The sequence below is a fragment of the Mesorhizobium sp. WSM4898 genome (genome assembly GCF_029625845.1).
GTDB lineage: Bacteria > Pseudomonadota > Alphaproteobacteria > Rhizobiales > Rhizobiaceae > Mesorhizobium.
The window spans coordinates 1-16,730 of the sequence record NZ_JARTVQ010000016.1; the positions used below are offsets into that span (position 1 = coordinate 1).

A 16,730-nucleotide genomic window follows, 5' to 3' on the forward strand; every position below is an offset into this window, starting at 1 on the left:
GGGGCGGGGCCCGCGGCCCTGTCGATAACGGGGCGTGGCGGGCGCGAGGCGCTGCCGACCGAGGGCCAGGTCACGGAACTCTTGGCATCGACGAAAGCCCCGTCGGCAGTCGAACTGAAATCGCACCTCGATACCGGAACATAGTTGAAACTATCCGAGGAACATTCGCAGGCGAACATAGGCCGATAATAATCATAAAAACGAGCGGCTTAGCCTTGTGGAGGGAGGAAGATGGCAGAAGTCATTCTTGAGAATATCTGCAAGACCTATGGGAACAACTTTCACGCAATCGACCAATTGAACCTGTCGGTCGAGGATGGCGAATTCTTGATTCTCGTTGGGCCGTCCGGCTGCGGCAAATCCACCGCGCTGCGAATGATCGCGGGGCTGGAGGACGTGACAAGCGGCAGCCTTCGGATCGGCGGAGTCGACGTCGTCGACATGCCGCCCAAGGACCGCGACATCGCGATGGTCTTCCAGAGCTACGCGCTCTACCCGCATATGACGGTGTTCGAAAACATCGCCTTTTCGATGCGGCTGGCAGGCAAGCCGAAGGCCGAGCGCAAGAAGCGGGTGGACGAGATCGCCAAAACCCTTCAGCTGACATCTCTGCTCGACAGCAAACCCGCGAACCTTTCAGGCGGACAGCGTCAACGGGTTGCCATGGGCCGCGCCATGGTGCGCGAGCCGGCCGCCTTCCTCATGGACGAACCCCTTTCCAATCTGGACGCGAAGCTGCGTGTTCAAATGCGCGCCGAAATCACCAGCCTGCAAAAGCAGCTCGGCGTCACGACCATATACGTGACCCACGACCAAACCGAGGCGATGACGATGGGGGACAGGGTCGCGGTGTTGAAGGGCGGCGTGCTGCAGCAGGTCGACACTCCCAAGAGACTCTATGAATCGCCGGTGAACGCCTTCGTTGCCGGCTTCATCGGTTCTCCTTCGATGAACCTGTTCGAGGCGACGCTGACGGGCGACGAACTGATGTCCGGCACCTTCGCCATCCGGCTGCAGGACGCAGCCTTCGTGCGCAGGCCGTCCTTGAGGTCGTATGCGGGGCGCAAGGTCGTGTTCGGGATCCGACCGGAGGATCTCTATGACAGCAGTCTCGAATCCGGCCGCAAGTATCAGACGATCCCGGCAAAGGTGACCTCGATCGAAGAACTCGGGTCCGAACACATCGTTCATCTCAGCATCGACGCGGTGCGGGTGGACTCCGGCGATCCGGACGCGGTGCAGGATTTCGGCATGACCTCGAACGCGGTGGCGAAATTCGAACCGGTCAGCACAGTCCTGCCCGGCTCGGAGATCCGCTTGGCCGTAGACGACGCCAAGCTCCATTTCTTCGATCCCGAAACGCATCTGGCGATCTGAAGATTTGTCGCAGAGCCCGCAGGCAGGAGCGATGCGCCTGCGAAAGTACTCGTAAGAAGACTTCTGAATGAAGCAGACGATCGTCCGCATTGTGCGGTCGATCTTAAGAAGGAGGAGAAAATGACGTTTCGGATACGACCCGCGATGCTGAAAATGGCCGCGGCCGCATGGCTGCTCGGCGCAACCGGCGCCATGGCAGACACGACGCTGGAATTCACGCAGTGGTGGGAGCCAGAGCTGCCCGCAGGCTCCTTGCGCAAAATCATGGACGAGTTCGAGGCTGCAAACCCCGGGATCAAGGTGACGCTGGTCAGCGGCCCCTATGCGACCACGCGAGACCAGATCTCGGTCGGTGCTGCGACCGGAACGCTTAGCGACGTTGTCGGTCTCGATGGCGCTTGGGTGAACAATCTGAACGCACAAAATGCGCTGGCCGACATGAACCCGATGATGGATGCGAGCAAGTTCGACAAAGCCCAGGTCGCGGACATCATCAAGGTGGACGGCAAGGCCGTGATGTTCCCGGTCGCTTCGTTCGTCTATCCGGTGTTCGTCAATCTGGACCTCGCCGCCCAGGCAGGCGTGACCAAGCTGCCGTCGACCCGCGCGGAGTTCCTCGAAGCCGCCAAGAAGATGACCCATGCCGACAAGAACCAGTATGGCTGGGTGCTGCCGCTGTCGCTGCAGACGCCGTCCGGCGTTCAGAACGACATGATGTCGTGGGTTTGGGCTTCGGGCCAGTCGATGATGGCGAATGGCAAGCCCGACCTCGAGGGCAAACCGGTGGTGGATATGCTCAGCTTCGTGAAATCGCTCAACGACGCCGGCACCATCTCGCCCGGCATCGCCACCAAGACCGAACAGGAAAAGGTCGAGGAATTCGTCAACGACCGGGTCGGGATGATGATCGACTCGCTCGCGCATGTGAACCTCATCCGCAAACGCAATCCCAAGCTGAACTTCGACCTCATCCCGGTCCCGGTCGTGGAGAACTACAACGGCAAGCGCGGCCTTCCCTATGCCTCCTGGGGCATCGGTATCTCTGCCGGCTCGAAGCACCAGGAGGAGGCCTGGAAGCTCGTCCAATATCTGATGAGTGAAAAGGTGAACGCCAAGCTCGTGTCGCTTGCAAACGCCTTCCCGGGCAACGTCAACGCCAAGCCCGATTTCGTGACGTCCGACAAGGCATTCGCAAAGGCTTTCGAAATCTTCAAGACCGGTTATCTCGCCAACGAGTTCACGGGTCTGCCGGTGGCGGAAGGCCTGATGACCCAGTTCGACGTGGAAGCCCAGAAGATGCTTGCCGGCGAGCAGTCTCCGGAACAAGCCGCAGCCAACGCTCAAAAGGGCTGGATGGCGAAATTCTGATCGGCCTGTTCCCCGTTCACTTTCTCGACCGGGTGGCCTGACTTCGGGCAGGCCACCCGGCCACAACGGATCGGTGGACCCGTGTTCCGAAGCTCACCTTCTCTTGAAGGCGTATTTCAAGGTTGGCACATGACCCCGCAGAAGCGCTCCCATCACAGACTGAAACGAGCGGTCGCACCCTATCTCTATCTGTCGCCCTCGCTCCTCATAATCGGTCTTCTGATGCTGCTGCCGATGGTGACGGTGATTGCCTATTCGTTCCAGAACAGCGCGGTGCTGCGCCGTGACCCATCCTTTGCCGGACTGAAACACTACCAGGCGATCTTTGCCGATCCGGTGTTTTGGGCTTCGCTGTGGCACACGCTCTACTTCACTTGCATGAGTGTCGTTTTCCACATGACCATCGGCATGGTCTTCGCACTCATGCTGAACAGCGACCGCATCAATCCGATGCTGCGCAATATTCTGCGCGTGCTCTACATACTGCCTTGGCTGTTCACTGCGGTGATTATCGCCGTGATCTGGCGCCTCCTGCTTGAGCCGAACGGGGTCGTGAACAGCATTCTCATGCAGATGGGCATCATCGGTTCCAAGGTCGAGTGGTTTTCCTCGCCCGAGACCGCGCTGCACGCCGTCACCTTCGCCAATATCTGGGCAGGGTACCCGCTTTTCATGGTCAGCCTGCTCGCAGGCCTGCAGGGCATTCCCAAGGATTTCTACGAGGCCGCCGATATCGACGGCGCCAAGGCCTACCAGAAGCTGATCTTCATCACGATCCCGCAGTTGATGCCGATCATCATCAGCATCTCGCTGCTCGACTTCATCTGGACCATGCAGGTCTTCCCATTGATCTGGATAACGACGGGCGGTGGTCCGATCTACTCGACCGAGGTCCTCAGCACCTACACCTATAAGCTGGCGTTTTCGAGCTACAACCTGTCTCAGGCGTCGGCGAGCGCTGTGGTCATTCTGCTGATCTCGCTTGGCCTGACGCTGTTCTACGTCCGTTATCAAAAGGCTCGGTAGTCACCATGAGGAAAAGGCACACGCCGAAAGACAGGCTGATCACCGTCGCGCTGCATGTCGCGCTTGCCGCGGGGCTGTTCTTCGCGGCCTTCCCGATCTACTGGATGCTCAGCAGCTCGTTCAAGTCGAATACCGAGATCTTTGCCCTGCCACCAACCATCCTGCCGAAGGCCTTCACGCTGGAAGCGTACGCAGCCATCGTTGGCGACCCGGTAAAGCTGCGCTTCTTCTTCAACAGCTACTTCGTGGCGGCAGCGGTGACCGTGCTGACGGTGCTGATCGCCTTGCTGGCGGCCTACGGGTTCAGCCGCTTCAACTTTCGCGGCAAGGGCAGCCTGAACACACTCATCATCAGCACGCAGACGATTCCGCCGATCACGCTTCTCATCCCCTTCTTCGGGCTTGTCGTCTCATATGGCATCTTTGACACCTATATCGCGCTGATCCTGACTTACCTGGTGTTTACGCTGCCCTACGCGATCCTGCTGATGACGGGATATCTCAACACCTTGCCCCGCGATCTCGATGAAGCGGTGGCTGTCGACGGCGGCACCAGTTGGACAGCGCTTTGGCGGGTGATCGTCCCGATCTCGCTGCCTGGTATCGTGGCGACGTCTGTCTACACCTTCCTGTTATGCTGGAACGAATTTCTCTTTGCGCTGACGCTGACTAAGTCGACGTCCATGCGCACCGTGCCGATCGGCATCCAGCTGTTGATGGGGCAGCACGCCTTCGAATGGAACCAGATGATGGCGATGAGCGTGCTCGGCTCGTTACCGCTTTTGCTCATCTACCTCGTTGCCCAGAGATTCTTCCTCGCAGGCATGACCGCGGGCTCGGTCAAGTAGGACGTCCCTCCCATGAAGACGCAGAGCGACACCAAGGAATGGGCGGTATCAAGGAATGAAAGAATGAACGTGAAAGACCTCAAAGTCGGCTGCCAGACTTTTACCTGGGAGATGCTCGGCGACCGTTTTGGCGGCGGCCCGGACGATCTCATCAAGGCGATTTCCGACGGCGGCTATGCCGGCATCGAGATCACCGACACGATGATCGGTCGCTATGCCGGCAAGCCTGCGGAGTTCGCCGCCGCGTTGAAGGCATCCGGCCTCATGCTGGTCTCGTTCGCCTTCGGCTCGAAGAGCGGCTTCACGCTCAAGGAGAAAATCGGCGAGGACCTCGAAACCGCCGGTCGCTGGATCGACTTCGCCGCCGCCTTTCCGGGAGCGCTGGTGTCGATGGGCTCGGCAACCGTCGTCTCCGACGGCCCGCGCGACCACAAATTCGCCATCGCCGCCGAGGTCTACAACAAGGCCGGCGAACTTGGGCGCAAGGCCGGCGTGCAGGTGGCTGTGCATCCAAGCTCGCATAACAACACGCTGTTCTTCGACCGCGCCGATTATGACCGCATCTTCTCCCTGCTTGACCCATCGCTGGTCGGCTGGGTGCCGGACACCGGACACATCTTGCGCGGCCGTCAGGACATGGCCGATACGCTCACCACCTATCGCGACCGCATTCGCTATGTGCATCTGAAAGACGTCGATGCCAACGGCAGTTGGGCGATGCTCGGCCAGGGTGTCTGCGACACGGCTAAGGTGATCGAGATCGCAAGCGCCGCGCCCAACTTCAACGGCTGGCTGGTGCTGGAGGAGGAATCCGAAACCGCCGCCGCCGATCCGGCTGGCGCGGTGAAGACCAATCGCCAGACCATGCGCGGCTACGGGGCTTGAGGCGATGATCCGCAAACAAGACCGTCGTCTTCGTGTCGGTGTGCTCGGCTGCGGGCCGATCGCGCAGTTCGCGCATCTGGAATCCTGCGTAAAGGCAGCCAATGCCGACCTCTACGCGATCTGCGACGCGGCGCCCGACCTGCTTGCGCGCATGAGCGCCACCTACGAGCCGCAAAAAATGTATGGCGACTATGACGAGATGCTCGCCGACCCCAAGTTGGAGGCGGTGATCGTCGCGACGTCCGACGCCTACCACGTGCCGATGTCGATCAGGGCGCTCGAAGCAGGCAAGCACGTGCTTTGCGAAAAGCCGATCGGCATTTCCGTCGAAGAAGGCGAGAGGCTGGCGGAAGCGGTCAAGCGCTCCGGCAAGGTGCTTCAGGTCGGGCATATGAAGCGCTTCGACCCGGCGCTGGAGGCGGCGCGCGATTTCGTGCGCGACGAGATGGGCGAGATCCTCGCGCTGAAGGCCTGGTATTGCGATTCCACCCATCGCTACACCAATACCGACGCCGTGCAGCCGCTGCCCGTCACCAGCAAGCTGGCGAGGAAGCCGGCCGGCAATCCGAAGGCGGACCTGAGACAGTATTTCATGCTGGCGCATGGCTCGCATCTGGTCGACACGGCGCGCTTCCTGTGCGGCGACATCACCGCCGTGCGCGCGCGGCTCAACCAACGCTTCGGCGCTTATTGCTGGTTCGTCGAGACGGAGTTCGCCAATGGGGCGCTCGGCCATCTCGACCTGACCGTTGCGGTGCGCATGGACTGGCACGAGGGCTTCCAGCTCTATGGCGAGAACGGCTCGGTGATCGCGAAGACCTTCAATCCCTGGTATTTCCGCGCCAGCGAGGTCGACATTTTTCATGAGAAGGACGCGACGTCGCGCAAGCCGCTCGGCGCCGACGGCCACTTCTTCCGCCGCCAACTGGAAGGCCTCGCCGACACGGTGCTCAACGGCGCGCCGCAGCGCGGCGCTACCGTGGAGGACGGGCTCGCTTCGATCCGCGCCATGGTGGCGATCGCCCGCTCGGTCGAAAGCGGCCAGCGCGTTGAGCTCGCCGGCGTCACCGGAGCGGTCTGATGCAGGTCGGGGTGTTCGCCAAGACTTTTCCAGGCGGCGAGCCGGCCGGCGTGCTCGCCGCCGTTCGCGAAGCGGGCTTCGCAGTCACCCAGTTCAACCTTGCCTGCGCCGGCCTGCCGTCGATGCCGGACGATGTTCCCGACGAAGCGATCCGTACGATCGATGCCGCCGCTACGGCTAGCGGCGTCGGTCTCGTCGCGCTGTCGGGAACCTACAACATGGCGCATCCGGACAGCCGGGTGCGCGATGACGGGCTGCGGCGGCTCGGGGTGGTCATTGAGGCAGCCGCCAGGCTTTCGATCCCGCTGGTGACACTGTGCACCGGAACGCGCAACGCCGAGGACCAATGGGCGCACCACCCCGACAATGCCGATCCCTCGGCTTGGGCCGACATGGCGCGGGAAATGGAGAAGGCGCTTCAGCTCGCCGAGCACCACGGCGTCGATCTCGGCATCGAGCCGGAGCAAGCCAACATCGTCACCTCCGCCGATGACGCCGCGCGGCTGATTTCCGAAATGGGTTCGAACCGGCTGCGCATCGTGCTCGACCCCGCCAATCTGTTCGAGCGAGCGAATGCCGACGAGGCACGCGGCATCGTTGCCGAAGCGGTCGAGCGCACGGCGGGTCATGTCGCGCTTGCGCACGCCAAGGACCGTTTCGCCGATGGGCGCTTCGCCACGGCCGGACGAGGCGTGGTCGACTTCGACGACTTCGTCGCTCGCCTGAGGGTCACAGGCTTCGACGGGCCGCTGGTGACGCACGGGCTTTCGGCCGAGGAAGCGCCGGGCGTCGCCCGCTTCCTCAAGGGGCTCATGTGATGGGCACGCTGCTGCGCGACGGTGCCACGCTGCATATGACCGACACCGGCGAAGGCCTGGCGGTCGTCTTTCAGCATGGGCTCGGCGGCGGCGAGGCGCAGGTCGCGCAGACTTTCCCCGCAGGCTTCCGGCGCATCACGCTGGAATGCCGCGGGCATGGCGGCTCTGGGCTTGGCAAGCGGCGGCCGTTCTCGTTCGAAATCTTCGCTGACGATGTGCTTGCCGCCGCCGATCGTGCCGGCCTCGACCGCTTCGTTGCCGGCGGCGTCTCGATGGGCGCCGCGATCGCGCTTCGCCTCGCCTGCCGTCATCCGCGGCGCGTCGCCGCCCTGGTCCTGGTGCGGCCGGCATGGACGTTTTCGCCGGCACCGCAGAACATGCAGCCGATCACCGAGGCCGCCGAGCTCATCCTGGAACACGGGGCCGACAAAGGGCGGACGATCTTCGCACGATCGGACTCGGCCACGCGGCTCTACCGCGAGGCGCCCGACAATCTGTCCTCGCTGCTCGGCTATTTCGACCGGCCCGACGCCAAGGAGTTCGCGCAAGTGCTCGCCGACATCGCCGGCGACGGTCCAGGCGTTTGCGACCGCGACGTCGCGGCGCTCGACATTCCTGCGCTGGTCGTCGGCAACGCGATGGACGCAGTGCATCCGCTGTCGAGCGCCTACACGCTTGCCGCCGCGATGCCCCGCGCGGTCTTCGCCGAAATCACGCCGAAGGCGCGCAACAGCGCCAGACATTTCATCGAACTGCACGAGCAGATCGGTTCCTTCCTCCAGTCCAACTCGAATGCCCGGAGCCTCATTCCGTCATGACCGCCAAACCCGTCTCCGGACCCGCGGCAATAGCCGCACTGCCGCGCAACCGGCTTATCGGCGAATTCTCGCTGTGGTCGGCGGATCTCGCCAATATGGAGCGCGACCTGAAGCGCATCGAAGCCCATGTCGATCTGCACCATATCGACGTGGCGGATGCCCGCTTCACGCCAGGCTTCCTGTTCTTCCCCGACATGGTGGCGCGCATCGCCAAGCTGACGGCGAAGCCGATCCACGTCCATCTGATGGTCGAGGCCGAGATCGTCGAGGCTCAGACGCGCCAGTTCATCGAGGCTGGTGCCGATCTCGTCACCATCCATGCCGAGAATGGCGCTGCAGGCTTGCGCGCCGTGAAGCTGGCGCGTGAGCTCGGCGCGGAGGCCGGCGTGGTGCTGCGGCTGGAGACGCCGGTTGAAGCGATCGAGCCGTTCCTGCCACGCGTGGCCTTCGTGACGCTGCTCGGCACCTCGATCGGGGTGAAGGGACAGAGCCTGTCCGAGGAAGCCTGCCCAAGGCTGGTCGAGGCGCGCGCGCTGATGAGGAAGGCCGGCCGCGAGCCCGACATCCGGCTCGCCGCCGATGGCGGCATCCGCCATGAGACGGTGCCGCTGCTGCGCGCCGCCGGCGCCGACACGGTGGTGCTGGGCTCGCTCGCTTTCGGCGATCCCAATCTCGCCCAGCGCATGGCCTGGCTGCATGGACTGAAGGCCGCCGCCTGATGAGCACGATCGCCCTTGCCTTCGATCTCGGCGGCACGGAACTGCGCGGCGCGCTGGTCGAGCGCAGTGGCGAGGTCGTCAAGCGCGTCTCGGCGCCGACGCTTGCCGGCGCCGGATCGGAAGCGGTCATCGGCCAGATCATCGCGCTGGCGGACAGGCTGCTTAAAGAACACCCGAAGGCAAAGGTCAGCGGCATCGGCATGTGCGCGCCGGGGCCGCTCGACCCCAAGGCAGGCATCGTCATCGGGCCGCCGACGCTCGCCGGCTGGCACAACGTGCCGCTGATCGACATCCTCAGCCGCCGGTTCGGCTTGCCGGTACGGCTGGAGAACGACGCCAATGCCGCGGCGCTCGGCGAGTGGCGTTTCGGCGCCGGCCGCGGCGCGGGCTCGCTGGTCTTCGTCACCGTCTCGACCGGTATCGGCGGCGGCGTGGTCGCTGATGGCCACATCTACCATGGAAGGCGCGGGCTCGCAGCCGAGATCGGCCACATGACCATCACCGGCGAAGGCGACCGCTGTTTCTGCGGCAACGTCGGCTGCTTCGAGGCCGTTGCTTCCGGCACCGCGCTCGGGCGCCGGGCGACCCGCCTCACCAAGCCAGGCGACGGCTCGGTGCTCAGACGTCTTTCCGACGACGGCGACGTCTCGGCCCGGCATGTCGTGGATGCCGCGCGCGCCGGCGACGCGGCCGCCGGCGAACTGGTCGACACCGAGGCGAAATGGCTGGGCATCGGCTTCACCAATCTCCTGCATCTCTATTCGCCGGACCTGATCGTCATGGGCGGCGGCCTTGCCAACGGCTTCGACCTGCTGGCGCCCGGCATCAGGGCGACGGTCGACGAGCGCGCCATGAAGGCATATCGCGACGTGCCGATCGTGCCGGCCGAGCTCGGCGACCGCGCCGGGCTGGTCGGCGCGGCAAGCCTGATCCTGTGGGAGGGCGAGCCGGGAACGGCGCTGGCGATGGTGCAGAATGAGCAGACGAAGCCCGTCGAAAAGGCCGGCGCTTCGGCCCGATCGATCATCGAACGGATGAAGGAGAGCGAAGGGAACTGAGACCGCTCGCCTTCCTATTGTCCGCGCCCGGCTCGGTCTTGGGCTGAGGTCGCGCCAGAAGATAAAGGGCGGCCACGTGCGTAATCATCAGCAGGGGCACATAGATGATCGGGATCGCGTATGCGGCGCCCAGCTGCCCGGCCTGCTCGGGCAGATGAAGCACGGTGCCGTGATAGTAATCGCCGACGAGGTCGACTATTCCTACCAGATTGAAGGCTGCGACGGACGGCCAGAAGATCGAGGGCCGCCTCACGCCAAGCAGCGCCAGCATGGCCAGCAGCCCGGTCGCGAAATCGCCATAGGCGGCAAAGACGGCGAAGTCCGCCGGGAGGTTCGGGCCAACGACGCCCGGAACCAGGAAGGCCAGCCCGAAGAATCGGAAGCTGTGCAGCGTCGCGATGGCGCGCTGCGCCTCGACGCGGTCCATGAGCCTGAGCCTCGGCCAGATATAGGCGCCGAAGCAAAGCAGCCACGGGACGTAGCCCAGGAGGAGATGGATGCTGAAGATCGTGGCCGGCGTCATTCTTGTCTCCCGTCAGACATTGGCTGGAACGGCTTCGAATACCGCCGTCAGGATACCGAGACGGCCTTCCAACAGATTGCGTCCAAGATTGGCGGCATAATCCGCGGAACCCGGCCCCATGACGACGCCGAGATTTAGCGAAGGCGGCGGCCCCGACGCCCGCAGCCGCACGCGATCCAAATCGTCCGTCATTGCCACTTCCCTTCAGCCTTCCAATCGACAACACAGATACGACTGCTTTGTGCCGGGAACTATCCGCGATAATCTCCATGGGTCATGAAGCAAAACTTCACAGTCCGGCATGGCGCGCTCGACGGCGTCGAGGCGTTCCTGAGCGTCGCCAGGCATCGCAATTTCCGCAAGGCGGCGGCGGAGCTGGGCGTCACGCCGTCGGCGATCAGCCAGGCGGTGCGGACTTTGGAAGGGCGCATCGGCGCCGCGCTGTTCGTCCGCACGACACGCAGCGTCGGCCTGACCGAAGCCGGCGAGCGTTTTTTCTCGCGCGCCCGGCCAGCCTTCGAGGAATTGATAGCAGCAAGCGAGGTCGCGCGCGAAATCGGCCAGCGGCCGGCTGGACTTTTGCGCCTGTCGGTTCCGCCTGCGGTGGTGCCGACGCTGCTGGAGCCGATGATCGCATCCTTCTGCCAGGCCTATCCCGAGATTGAGCTGGAGATCGTCGCTAGCGGCGAACTGGCGGACCTCGCAGCCGAGGGATTTGACGCCGGTATCCGGCTCGGCGACCTCATCGCGGCCGACATGGTCGCGGTTCGACTGACGCCGTCCTTTCCGATGGTGGTCGTCGGCAGTCCCGGCTATCTACGCCAGCGAACAACGCCGGAGCGCATCGAGGATCTGCGCCACCATGCCTGCCTGCGCCTGCGCCGATCGAACGGTTCGGTCGCGCCGTGGCGCTTCACCAAGGGCAACAAGGCGGTCGAGGCAATCGTTTCCGGGCCGTTCATTGCACACGACTATCCCACGCTGCTTGGCGCTGCGATCCAGGGCGCCGGGCTTGCCCAGGTGCCAAGCCCGATTGCCGCCGCGGCGCTCGCAGACGGGCGCCTCGAAACGCTGCTTTCGGACTTCGCCGCGACATCGCCGGGTGTCTTCCTCTACTATCCGGAAAAACATCAGGTCCTGCCCAAACTGCGCGCATTCATCGATCACATCAGGTATCGAGGCGGCGCCGAGACCACCCGAAAACGGCCGAGGGGACGGCAGGCTCAGGCTTAACGCATCAGACCGATCGACCGGGCACACGCCTCTCTCAGATGCGGAGCAGATCAGCGAGGCTGTCGGACTTCTCGACCTTGTCGGTGAGATCGAGCCCCGAGAGCAGATCGACCAGATGGCTGTTCATCAGCGCCGCGGCGTCGGCGCTGTCGCCGGCTTCAATGGCGTCGACCAACGCGTGATGGGCATGTTTCTCGCAGGTCGCGTCGCGGCGTTTCCAGTAGAGCGCGATGATCAGCGAGGAATGCGAGACGAGGTCGCGCACGAAGTTGGTGAATACCGAATGAGCCGCGATCTCGGCGATGCCGACATGGAAGCGCGCCGACAGCATGATGGCGTCGCTATCGCGACCGGCATGCAGCGCCTCATGCTCCTTCTCGAGATGCATTCGCAATTGCGCGATGTCGGAGGGTACCGCCGCCTTGGCGGCGAGCGCCGCCACCTTGGGTTCGATCAGCGCCCTCGCCTCGAACACCTCGCGCGCCTCGATCTTCGAAGGCTGCGCGACGAAGGCGCCGCGATTGGGCTCCAGCCGCGCCAGCCGGTCATGCGCAAGGGCCTGCAAGGCGGCGCGGACGACGGTGCGGCTCACTGAATAGATCGATGCCAGCTCGTCCTCGGGCAGCTTGGTGCCCGGAGCGAGACGATGGCTGACGATGGCGTCTCTCAGCCCATAGTAGATCGGCGACCAGCGCGCTGCCGGCTTGTCGTCGCGATCGTCTTCTCTGAGTACCGTCAACATGCTTTCAATGCGCAGGCCCGACGCGGCCCGCTCTGCCCCCAAATCGCCAGCGGCCGGTCCAATCTAATGGCGCTCGCGCCCCGGTCAATCCCGCGGGATCGATCTCCCGGGGCCACGTTCAGCCGGGCGAACCGGCGCCCGGGGGAGACGCCGAAGCGAAGATACCCGCGAAACGCTTGCCTCGCGGGGCGGCATAGCCGCCGATCTTCGATGTCTTCAAGCCGACCTTGAACAGGCTCTCGGCCAGGGTGACGGCGCAGACGACGCCGTCAAGCACCGGAACGCCATGCTCTTGCGACAAGCTGTGCGCAAGGTCGGCCATGCCGGCGCAGCCCAGCACGATCGCCTCGGCGTGATCCTCGCGAATGGCGCGCGCGATCTCGTCCGAGATCCGATGCCTGGCGTTCGAGCCTGGCCGTTCAAGCTCGAGCACGGCGACTTCCGACGAGCGCACTTTGGCGCAGCGCGAGGAAAGACCGTATTTCGCAAGGTTGTGCTCGATGGCGGGGACTGAGCGGGCAAGCGTGGTGACCACGCTGAACTTGCCGGCGACAAGGCTGGCGAGATGGAAGGCCGCCTCGCCGATGCCGATGACCGGCGCTTCGGTCGCGCAGCGCGCGGCGTCGAGCCCGGTATCGTCGAAGCAGGCGATCACATAGGCATCCGCCGCCGGCGCCTTGCTCATCTCGGCGATGATGCCCGGTACGGCAAACACCTCGTCGAAATAGCCCTCGATGCTCGGCGGCCCATCGGCCGGATTGACAGCGACGATCTCGGTTCCTGATGAGGCGACGCTTGTCGCCGCCTTGCCGATCTTGCCGGTCATCGACGCGGTCGTGTTGGGGTTGATGACGAGTATGCGCATTAAAATCAGCCTCAGATCTCGCCGCCGAGATAAAGACGTTTGACCCGGTCGTCGCTCAGCAATTCGGCGGAGTTGCCGCTCAGGGCGACGCTGCCGGTGGTCAGCGCATAGGCGCGCTGCGAAATGCGAAGCGCCATGCGGGAATTCTGCTCGACCAATAGAACGCTGACCTTCTCGTCGCGGTTGATGGCGACAATCGAGCGGGCGATGTCCTGGACAAGTTTTGGCGCGACTCCGAGCGACGGCTCGTCGAGCAGCAAAAGCTTCGGCTTGGCCATCAGCGCGCGGCCGATGACCAGCATCTGCTGTTCGCCGCCGCTCATCGTGCCGGCAGCTTGGGAGAAGCGCTCCTTCAGCCGGGGAAAGCGCCCCAGCACCATCTCCAAGGTCGCCGCGATCTCGGCCTTGCTCGAGCGCGTGAAGGCGCCCATCAAAAGGTTGTCCCTGACCGTCATATAGGGAAAGACGCGGCGCCCTTCCGGCACCATGGCGATGCCCATCTTGACGATCTCGTCTGGAGCGGCGCCGTCGATGCGCTTGCCGCTGTAGTGGATCTCGCCGGACCTAATCCGGTTGAGCCCGGTGATGGCGCGCAGGATCGACGACTTGCCGGCGCCGTTGGCGCCGATCAGCGCGACGGTCTCACCCTCATTGACCTCGAGCGAGACGCCCTTCAGCGCATAGACGTGATCGTAATAGAGTTCGACGCCGGCGAAGTTCAGGATCTGGTTCATAGCCCGATCGCCTCGTCTTCGCTGCCGAGATAGGCTTCGATGACCTTCTCGTTGGCCTGGATTTCCGACGGTGTTCCCTCGGCGATCTTCTGCCCGAAATTGAGCACCACGATACGGTCCGAGATCTTCATCACGGCCGGCATGTCGTGCTCGACGAGCAGGATGGTGAGGCCGAGATCGCGCAGGCGCCGCACCATCGCCACCATGCGCATCGTCTCGTCGTGATTCATGCCGGCAAAGGGCTCGTCGAGCAGCAGGATCGAGGGATCGGTGGCAAGGCCGATGGCGATGCCCAGCGCCCGCAAATGGCCATGTGGCAGGTTGCGGGCGATCTCGCTGGCAAGCGAAGCCAGGCCGAGCAGCGCCAGGATCTCGTCGGCGGACTGGCCGAAAGCCGCTTCGTCGGCCTTGGCCGTGCCGGTGCCGAGAAAGAAGCCGACGAGGCTCGCCTTCGAGCGCAGATGATGCGCGATAATGACGTTGTCGCGCACGCTCATGTTCTTGAAGATCGTCGTTTCCTGGAAGGTGCGCACGACGCCCTTGCGCGCGGCGATATGCGGCGCCATGCCGGAGATGCGTTCACCCTTCAGGCGGACCTCGCCGGACGTTGGCCTGAGGAACGACGAGATCAGCTTGAACAGCGTCGATTTGCCGGCGCCGTTCGGACCAATGACCGAGAGAATCTCCTTCTCGCGCACCGAGAAGGAGACGTTGTTGACCGCGACGAGACCGCCGAAGCGCTTGGTGATGCCGGAAACTTCGAGCATTTCGGCCATGGCTCAAGCCTTCTTCCGGGTCGGAACCGTGAGGCTGAGCAGGCCGTTGGGCAGCACCAGCATCAAAACGATCATCAGGCCGGAATAGATCAGGAGCTGGAATTGGCCGGTCTGGAACAAGAGGTCCCAGCCGAAATAGAGCACCAGCGTGCCGAGCATCGGACCGAACACGTAGCCGAGGCCGCCGAGGAAGCAGTTCAGCATGAAGTTGACGGAATCGGTGACCGTGAAGCTCGACGGATAGATCGACTGCGAGATGGCGGCGAAGATGGCGCCGGCGAGACCGCCGAAGAAGGAGGACACCGCATAGGCGATGACGCGCAGATAGGCGATGTTGACGCCGATCGAGGAGGCGAGTTCCTCGTTCTGCTGCAGCGACTGGCAGAGCTTGCCGATGCGCGAGTTGACCAGCCGATACATCACCGCGAAGCAGCCCACCATCAGCGTGATCGCCAGCAGGTAGAACGCGAGCCGCGAATTCTGCAGCGTGGCGAAGTCCGGGATGATGGTCAGCCCGAAGACCGAGAGCGCGCCGGGCAGCGGGATGCTGACGATGCCCTTGGCGCCGTTGGTGATCGGCAGCGCCAGCGCCAAGAGCCGCACGACCTCGGTCAGAACCAGCGTCACCATGGCGAAATAGACGCCGCGCAACCGCAGGATCGGCAGACCGATCAGCACGCTCGCGCCGGCGCAGAAGAGACCCGCGACAGGCAGCGTCAGCCAGAACGACCAGCCGTGGTTCATCACCAGTATGGCCGAGACATAGCCGCCCATCAGCGCATAGGCGCCCTGGCCGATATTGATGCGACCGATGTAGAAGGTGAGCCACACGCCGGCGCTGGCGATGCTGAGCAGCGCCACCGAAGTCAGCGTGTAGTAGAGGTCGATGCGGCCGCTGGCCGAGATCGCGGCCGGCACGGCGATGAAGACGATCGCCAGGAAGGCTGCGACCGAAGCGATCTTCATGTTGCGATTGCGGGTCATGGCGCGATCAACCCCACGGCTTGCCCATCAGCCCGTTGGGGCGGATCGACAGAAACACCATCAGGGCGGCGAAGATGACGAGATAGGTGACGTCGCCATATTCGCGCAGCGCGGTGAGGCCAACCGATTCCATCATGCCGAGGATGAAGCCGCCGGCGATCGCGCCGCCGACGACGCCGGCGCCGCCGATCATCACCATCAGGAAGGCCTTGATCGAGATCGGGCCGCCAATGCCGGAATTGACGCCGGTGATGGTGACCAGCAGGCCGCCGACAACGCCCGCCAGCATGGCACCGAGCGCGAAGCCGATCATGGAATAGCGGTCGACCCTGACACCCATCAGCTGGGCCGCGACACGGTCCTGAGCGAGCGCGCGCATGGCGCGGCCGACCCGGCTGTACTGCATGTAAAGGACAAAGGCGGCGATGAAGACGATGGCCAGAGCGCCGACAACCAGGCGGTCATAAGGCATGATGATGCCGGCCTCGTTGAAGACGCCTTTGACGATCTTGGGAACGCCGCGCTGCTTCTCACCGAACATGAGCAGGATGACGGCGTCGAAGAAGAAGGCCGTCGCGGCGGCGAGCAGCATGGTGCTCTCCTCGCGGTGACTGCGGCGGATAACCGTTCGAAAGAGGAATTTCTCCATCAGCGCGCCGATGACGGCGAGCGTCACGCCGGAGGCCAGCAGCGCCACCACGAAAGGCAGGCCGAGTTGGCCGTAGACGGTATAGGTGATGAACCCGCCCAGAACGTACATCTGCCCGTGGGCGAAATTCAGCACGTTCATCAGGGCGAAGATCAGGGTTAGCCCGAGCGCGATCAGCGCGTACTGGGCGCCGAGATACAATCCGTTGGCGATGACCTGTTCCATG

At 63.7% G+C, this 16,730-nt stretch carries 19 protein-coding genes; 11 read left to right on the plus strand and 8 right to left on the minus strand.

Features of this window, described 5'->3' with window-relative positions:
• Positions 1-231 precede the first annotated feature (231 nt).
• From P9228_RS29940 to P9228_RS29985, 10 genes are all read left to right on the plus strand, one after another.
• A complete protein-coding gene (locus tag P9228_RS29940; protein ID WP_278056999.1) occupies positions 232-1,377 on the plus strand; it encodes an ABC transporter ATP-binding protein in 1,146 nt (381 codons plus the stop codon).
• 120 nt (positions 1,378-1,497) lie between these two features.
• Complete coding sequence (locus P9228_RS29945) at positions 1,498-2,745, plus strand: sugar ABC transporter substrate-binding protein (RefSeq protein WP_278057000.1); 1,248 nt, start codon at positions 1,498-1,500, stop codon at positions 2,743-2,745.
• Between the two features lie 129 nt (positions 2,746-2,874).
• A complete protein-coding gene (locus tag P9228_RS29950) occupies positions 2,875-3,771 on the plus strand; it encodes a sugar ABC transporter permease (protein ID WP_095823892.1) in 897 nt (298 codons plus the stop codon).
• Positions 3,772-3,776: 5 nt separating this feature from the next.
• The gene (locus P9228_RS29955; protein WP_095800988.1) at positions 3,777-4,619 is read left to right on the plus strand and encodes a carbohydrate ABC transporter permease; all 843 of its coding nucleotides are present in this window, start codon (positions 3,777-3,779) and stop codon (positions 4,617-4,619) included.
• A gap of 63 nt (positions 4,620-4,682) precedes the next feature.
• Positions 4,683-5,504 carry a sugar phosphate isomerase/epimerase gene (locus tag P9228_RS29960; RefSeq protein WP_278057001.1) on the plus strand — a complete coding sequence of 274 codons (822 nt, stop codon included), beginning with the start codon at positions 4,683-4,685 and terminating at the stop codon, positions 5,502-5,504.
• Between the two features lie 4 nt (positions 5,505-5,508).
• Complete coding sequence (locus P9228_RS29965) at positions 5,509-6,585, plus strand: Gfo/Idh/MocA family oxidoreductase (RefSeq protein WP_278057002.1); 1,077 nt, start codon at positions 5,509-5,511, stop codon at positions 6,583-6,585.
• Complete coding sequence (locus P9228_RS29970; protein WP_095823895.1) at positions 6,585-7,403, plus strand: sugar phosphate isomerase/epimerase; 819 nt, start codon at positions 6,585-6,587, stop codon at positions 7,401-7,403. Before P9228_RS29965 ends, P9228_RS29970 begins: the two co-directional genes overlap by 1 nt.
• Positions 7,403-8,221 (plus strand): alpha/beta hydrolase, encoded by an 819-nt coding sequence (locus P9228_RS29975; RefSeq protein ID WP_095823896.1) that lies wholly within the window; start codon positions 7,403-7,405, stop codon positions 8,219-8,221. The genes P9228_RS29970 and P9228_RS29975 overlap by 1 nt, the downstream gene beginning before the upstream one ends.
• Positions 8,218-8,940 carry a ribulose-phosphate 3-epimerase gene (locus tag P9228_RS29980; RefSeq protein WP_095823897.1) on the plus strand — a complete coding sequence of 241 codons (723 nt, stop codon included), beginning with the start codon at positions 8,218-8,220 and terminating at the stop codon, positions 8,938-8,940. Before P9228_RS29975 ends, P9228_RS29980 begins: the two co-directional genes overlap by 4 nt.
• Positions 8,940-9,998 carry an ROK family protein gene (locus P9228_RS29985; RefSeq protein WP_278057003.1) on the plus strand — a complete coding sequence of 353 codons (1,059 nt, stop codon included), beginning with the start codon at positions 8,940-8,942 and terminating at the stop codon, positions 9,996-9,998. Before P9228_RS29980 ends, P9228_RS29985 begins: the two co-directional genes overlap by 1 nt.
• On the opposite strand, the gene P9228_RS29990 is transcribed toward P9228_RS29985, so the two are convergent.
• Both P9228_RS29990 and P9228_RS29995 read right to left on the minus strand, forming a co-directional pair.
• A complete protein-coding gene (locus tag P9228_RS29990) occupies positions 9,964-10,521 on the minus strand; it encodes a hypothetical protein (RefSeq protein WP_245322304.1) in 558 nt (185 codons plus the stop codon). The two genes, P9228_RS29985 and P9228_RS29990, sit on opposite strands and share 35 nt — an antisense overlap.
• Before the next feature lie 12 nt (positions 10,522-10,533).
• The gene (locus P9228_RS29995; RefSeq protein ID WP_245322305.1) at positions 10,534-10,713 is read right to left on the minus strand and encodes a hypothetical protein; all 180 of its coding nucleotides are present in this window, start codon (positions 10,711-10,713) and stop codon (positions 10,534-10,536) included.
• A gap of 84 nt (positions 10,714-10,797) precedes the next feature.
• Between P9228_RS29995 and P9228_RS30000 the strand changes: the two genes are divergently transcribed.
• Positions 10,798-11,754 (plus strand): LysR family transcriptional regulator, encoded by a 957-nt coding sequence (locus P9228_RS30000; RefSeq protein WP_278057004.1) that lies wholly within the window; start codon positions 10,798-10,800, stop codon positions 11,752-11,754.
• A 34-nt stretch (positions 11,755-11,788) separates the two neighbouring features.
• On the opposite strand, the gene P9228_RS30005 is transcribed toward P9228_RS30000, so the two are convergent.
• The 6 genes from P9228_RS30005 to P9228_RS30030 form a co-directional block, all read right to left on the minus strand.
• Positions 11,789-12,496: a GntR family transcriptional regulator gene (locus P9228_RS30005; RefSeq protein ID WP_095823898.1), complete on the minus strand. Its 708-nt coding sequence runs from the start codon at positions 12,494-12,496 to the stop codon at positions 11,789-11,791.
• Between the two features lie 118 nt (positions 12,497-12,614).
• Positions 12,615-13,361: an aspartate/glutamate racemase family protein gene (locus P9228_RS30010; protein ID WP_095823899.1), complete on the minus strand. Its 747-nt coding sequence runs from the start codon at positions 13,359-13,361 to the stop codon at positions 12,615-12,617.
• Positions 13,362-13,372: 11 nt separating this feature from the next.
• On the minus strand, positions 13,373-14,095 hold the full coding sequence (locus P9228_RS30015) for an ABC transporter ATP-binding protein (RefSeq protein ID WP_066989044.1): 723 nt from the start codon (positions 14,093-14,095) through the stop codon (positions 13,373-13,375).
• Positions 14,092-14,871 (minus strand): ABC transporter ATP-binding protein, encoded by a 780-nt coding sequence (locus P9228_RS30020; RefSeq protein WP_095800997.1) that lies wholly within the window; start codon positions 14,869-14,871, stop codon positions 14,092-14,094. The genes P9228_RS30015 and P9228_RS30020 overlap by 4 nt, the downstream gene beginning before the upstream one ends.
• Positions 14,872-14,874: 3 nt before the next feature.
• Positions 14,875-15,855 (minus strand): branched-chain amino acid ABC transporter permease, encoded by a 981-nt coding sequence (locus tag P9228_RS30025; RefSeq protein WP_278057005.1) that lies wholly within the window; start codon positions 15,853-15,855, stop codon positions 14,875-14,877.
• 7 nt (positions 15,856-15,862) lie between these two features.
• Entirely contained in the window at positions 15,863-16,729 is an 867-nt protein-coding gene (locus P9228_RS30030) for a branched-chain amino acid ABC transporter permease (RefSeq protein ID WP_095800998.1), read from the minus strand.
• Position 16,730 lies beyond the last annotated feature (1 nt).

Coding starts and splice junctions, on each gene's coding strand:
- P9228_RS29940 (WP_278056999.1), top strand. CDS start 232: ATGGCAGAAGTCATTCTTGAGAATATCTGCAAGACCTATGGGAACAAC.
- P9228_RS29945 (WP_278057000.1), top strand. CDS start 1,498: ATGACGTTTCGGATACGACCCGCGATGCTGAAAATGGCCGCGGCCGCA.
- P9228_RS29950 (WP_095823892.1), top strand. CDS start 2,875: ATGACCCCGCAGAAGCGCTCCCATCACAGACTGAAACGAGCGGTCGCA.
- P9228_RS29955 (WP_095800988.1), top strand. CDS start 3,777: ATGAGGAAAAGGCACACGCCGAAAGACAGGCTGATCACCGTCGCGCTG.
- P9228_RS29960 (WP_278057001.1), top strand. CDS start 4,683: ATGAACGTGAAAGACCTCAAAGTCGGCTGCCAGACTTTTACCTGGGAG.
- P9228_RS29965 (WP_278057002.1), top strand. CDS start 5,509: ATGATCCGCAAACAAGACCGTCGTCTTCGTGTCGGTGTGCTCGGCTGC.
- P9228_RS29970 (WP_095823895.1), top strand. CDS start 6,585: ATGCAGGTCGGGGTGTTCGCCAAGACTTTTCCAGGCGGCGAGCCGGCC.
- P9228_RS29975 (WP_095823896.1), top strand. CDS start 7,403: ATGGGCACGCTGCTGCGCGACGGTGCCACGCTGCATATGACCGACACC.
- P9228_RS29980 (WP_095823897.1), top strand. CDS start 8,218: ATGACCGCCAAACCCGTCTCCGGACCCGCGGCAATAGCCGCACTGCCG.
- P9228_RS29985 (WP_278057003.1), top strand. CDS start 8,940: ATGAGCACGATCGCCCTTGCCTTCGATCTCGGCGGCACGGAACTGCGC.
- P9228_RS29990 (WP_245322304.1), bottom strand. CDS start 10,521: ATGACGCCGGCCACGATCTTCAGCATCCATCTCCTCCTGGGCTACGTC.
- P9228_RS29995 (WP_245322305.1), bottom strand. CDS start 10,713: ATGACGGACGATTTGGATCGCGTGCGGCTGCGGGCGTCGGGGCCGCCG.
- P9228_RS30000 (WP_278057004.1), top strand. CDS start 10,798: ATGAAGCAAAACTTCACAGTCCGGCATGGCGCGCTCGACGGCGTCGAG.
- P9228_RS30005 (WP_095823898.1), bottom strand. CDS start 12,496: ATGTTGACGGTACTCAGAGAAGACGATCGCGACGACAAGCCGGCAGCG.
- P9228_RS30010 (WP_095823899.1), bottom strand. CDS start 13,361: ATGCGCATACTCGTCATCAACCCCAACACGACCGCGTCGATGACCGGC.
- P9228_RS30015 (WP_066989044.1), bottom strand. CDS start 14,095: ATGAACCAGATCCTGAACTTCGCCGGCGTCGAACTCTATTACGATCAC.
- P9228_RS30020 (WP_095800997.1), bottom strand. CDS start 14,871: ATGGCCGAAATGCTCGAAGTTTCCGGCATCACCAAGCGCTTCGGCGGT.
- P9228_RS30025 (WP_278057005.1), bottom strand. CDS start 15,855: ATGACCCGCAATCGCAACATGAAGATCGCTTCGGTCGCAGCCTTCCTG.
- P9228_RS30030 (WP_095800998.1), bottom strand. CDS start 16,729: ATGGAACAGGTCATCGCCAACGGATTGTATCTCGGCGCCCAGTACGCG.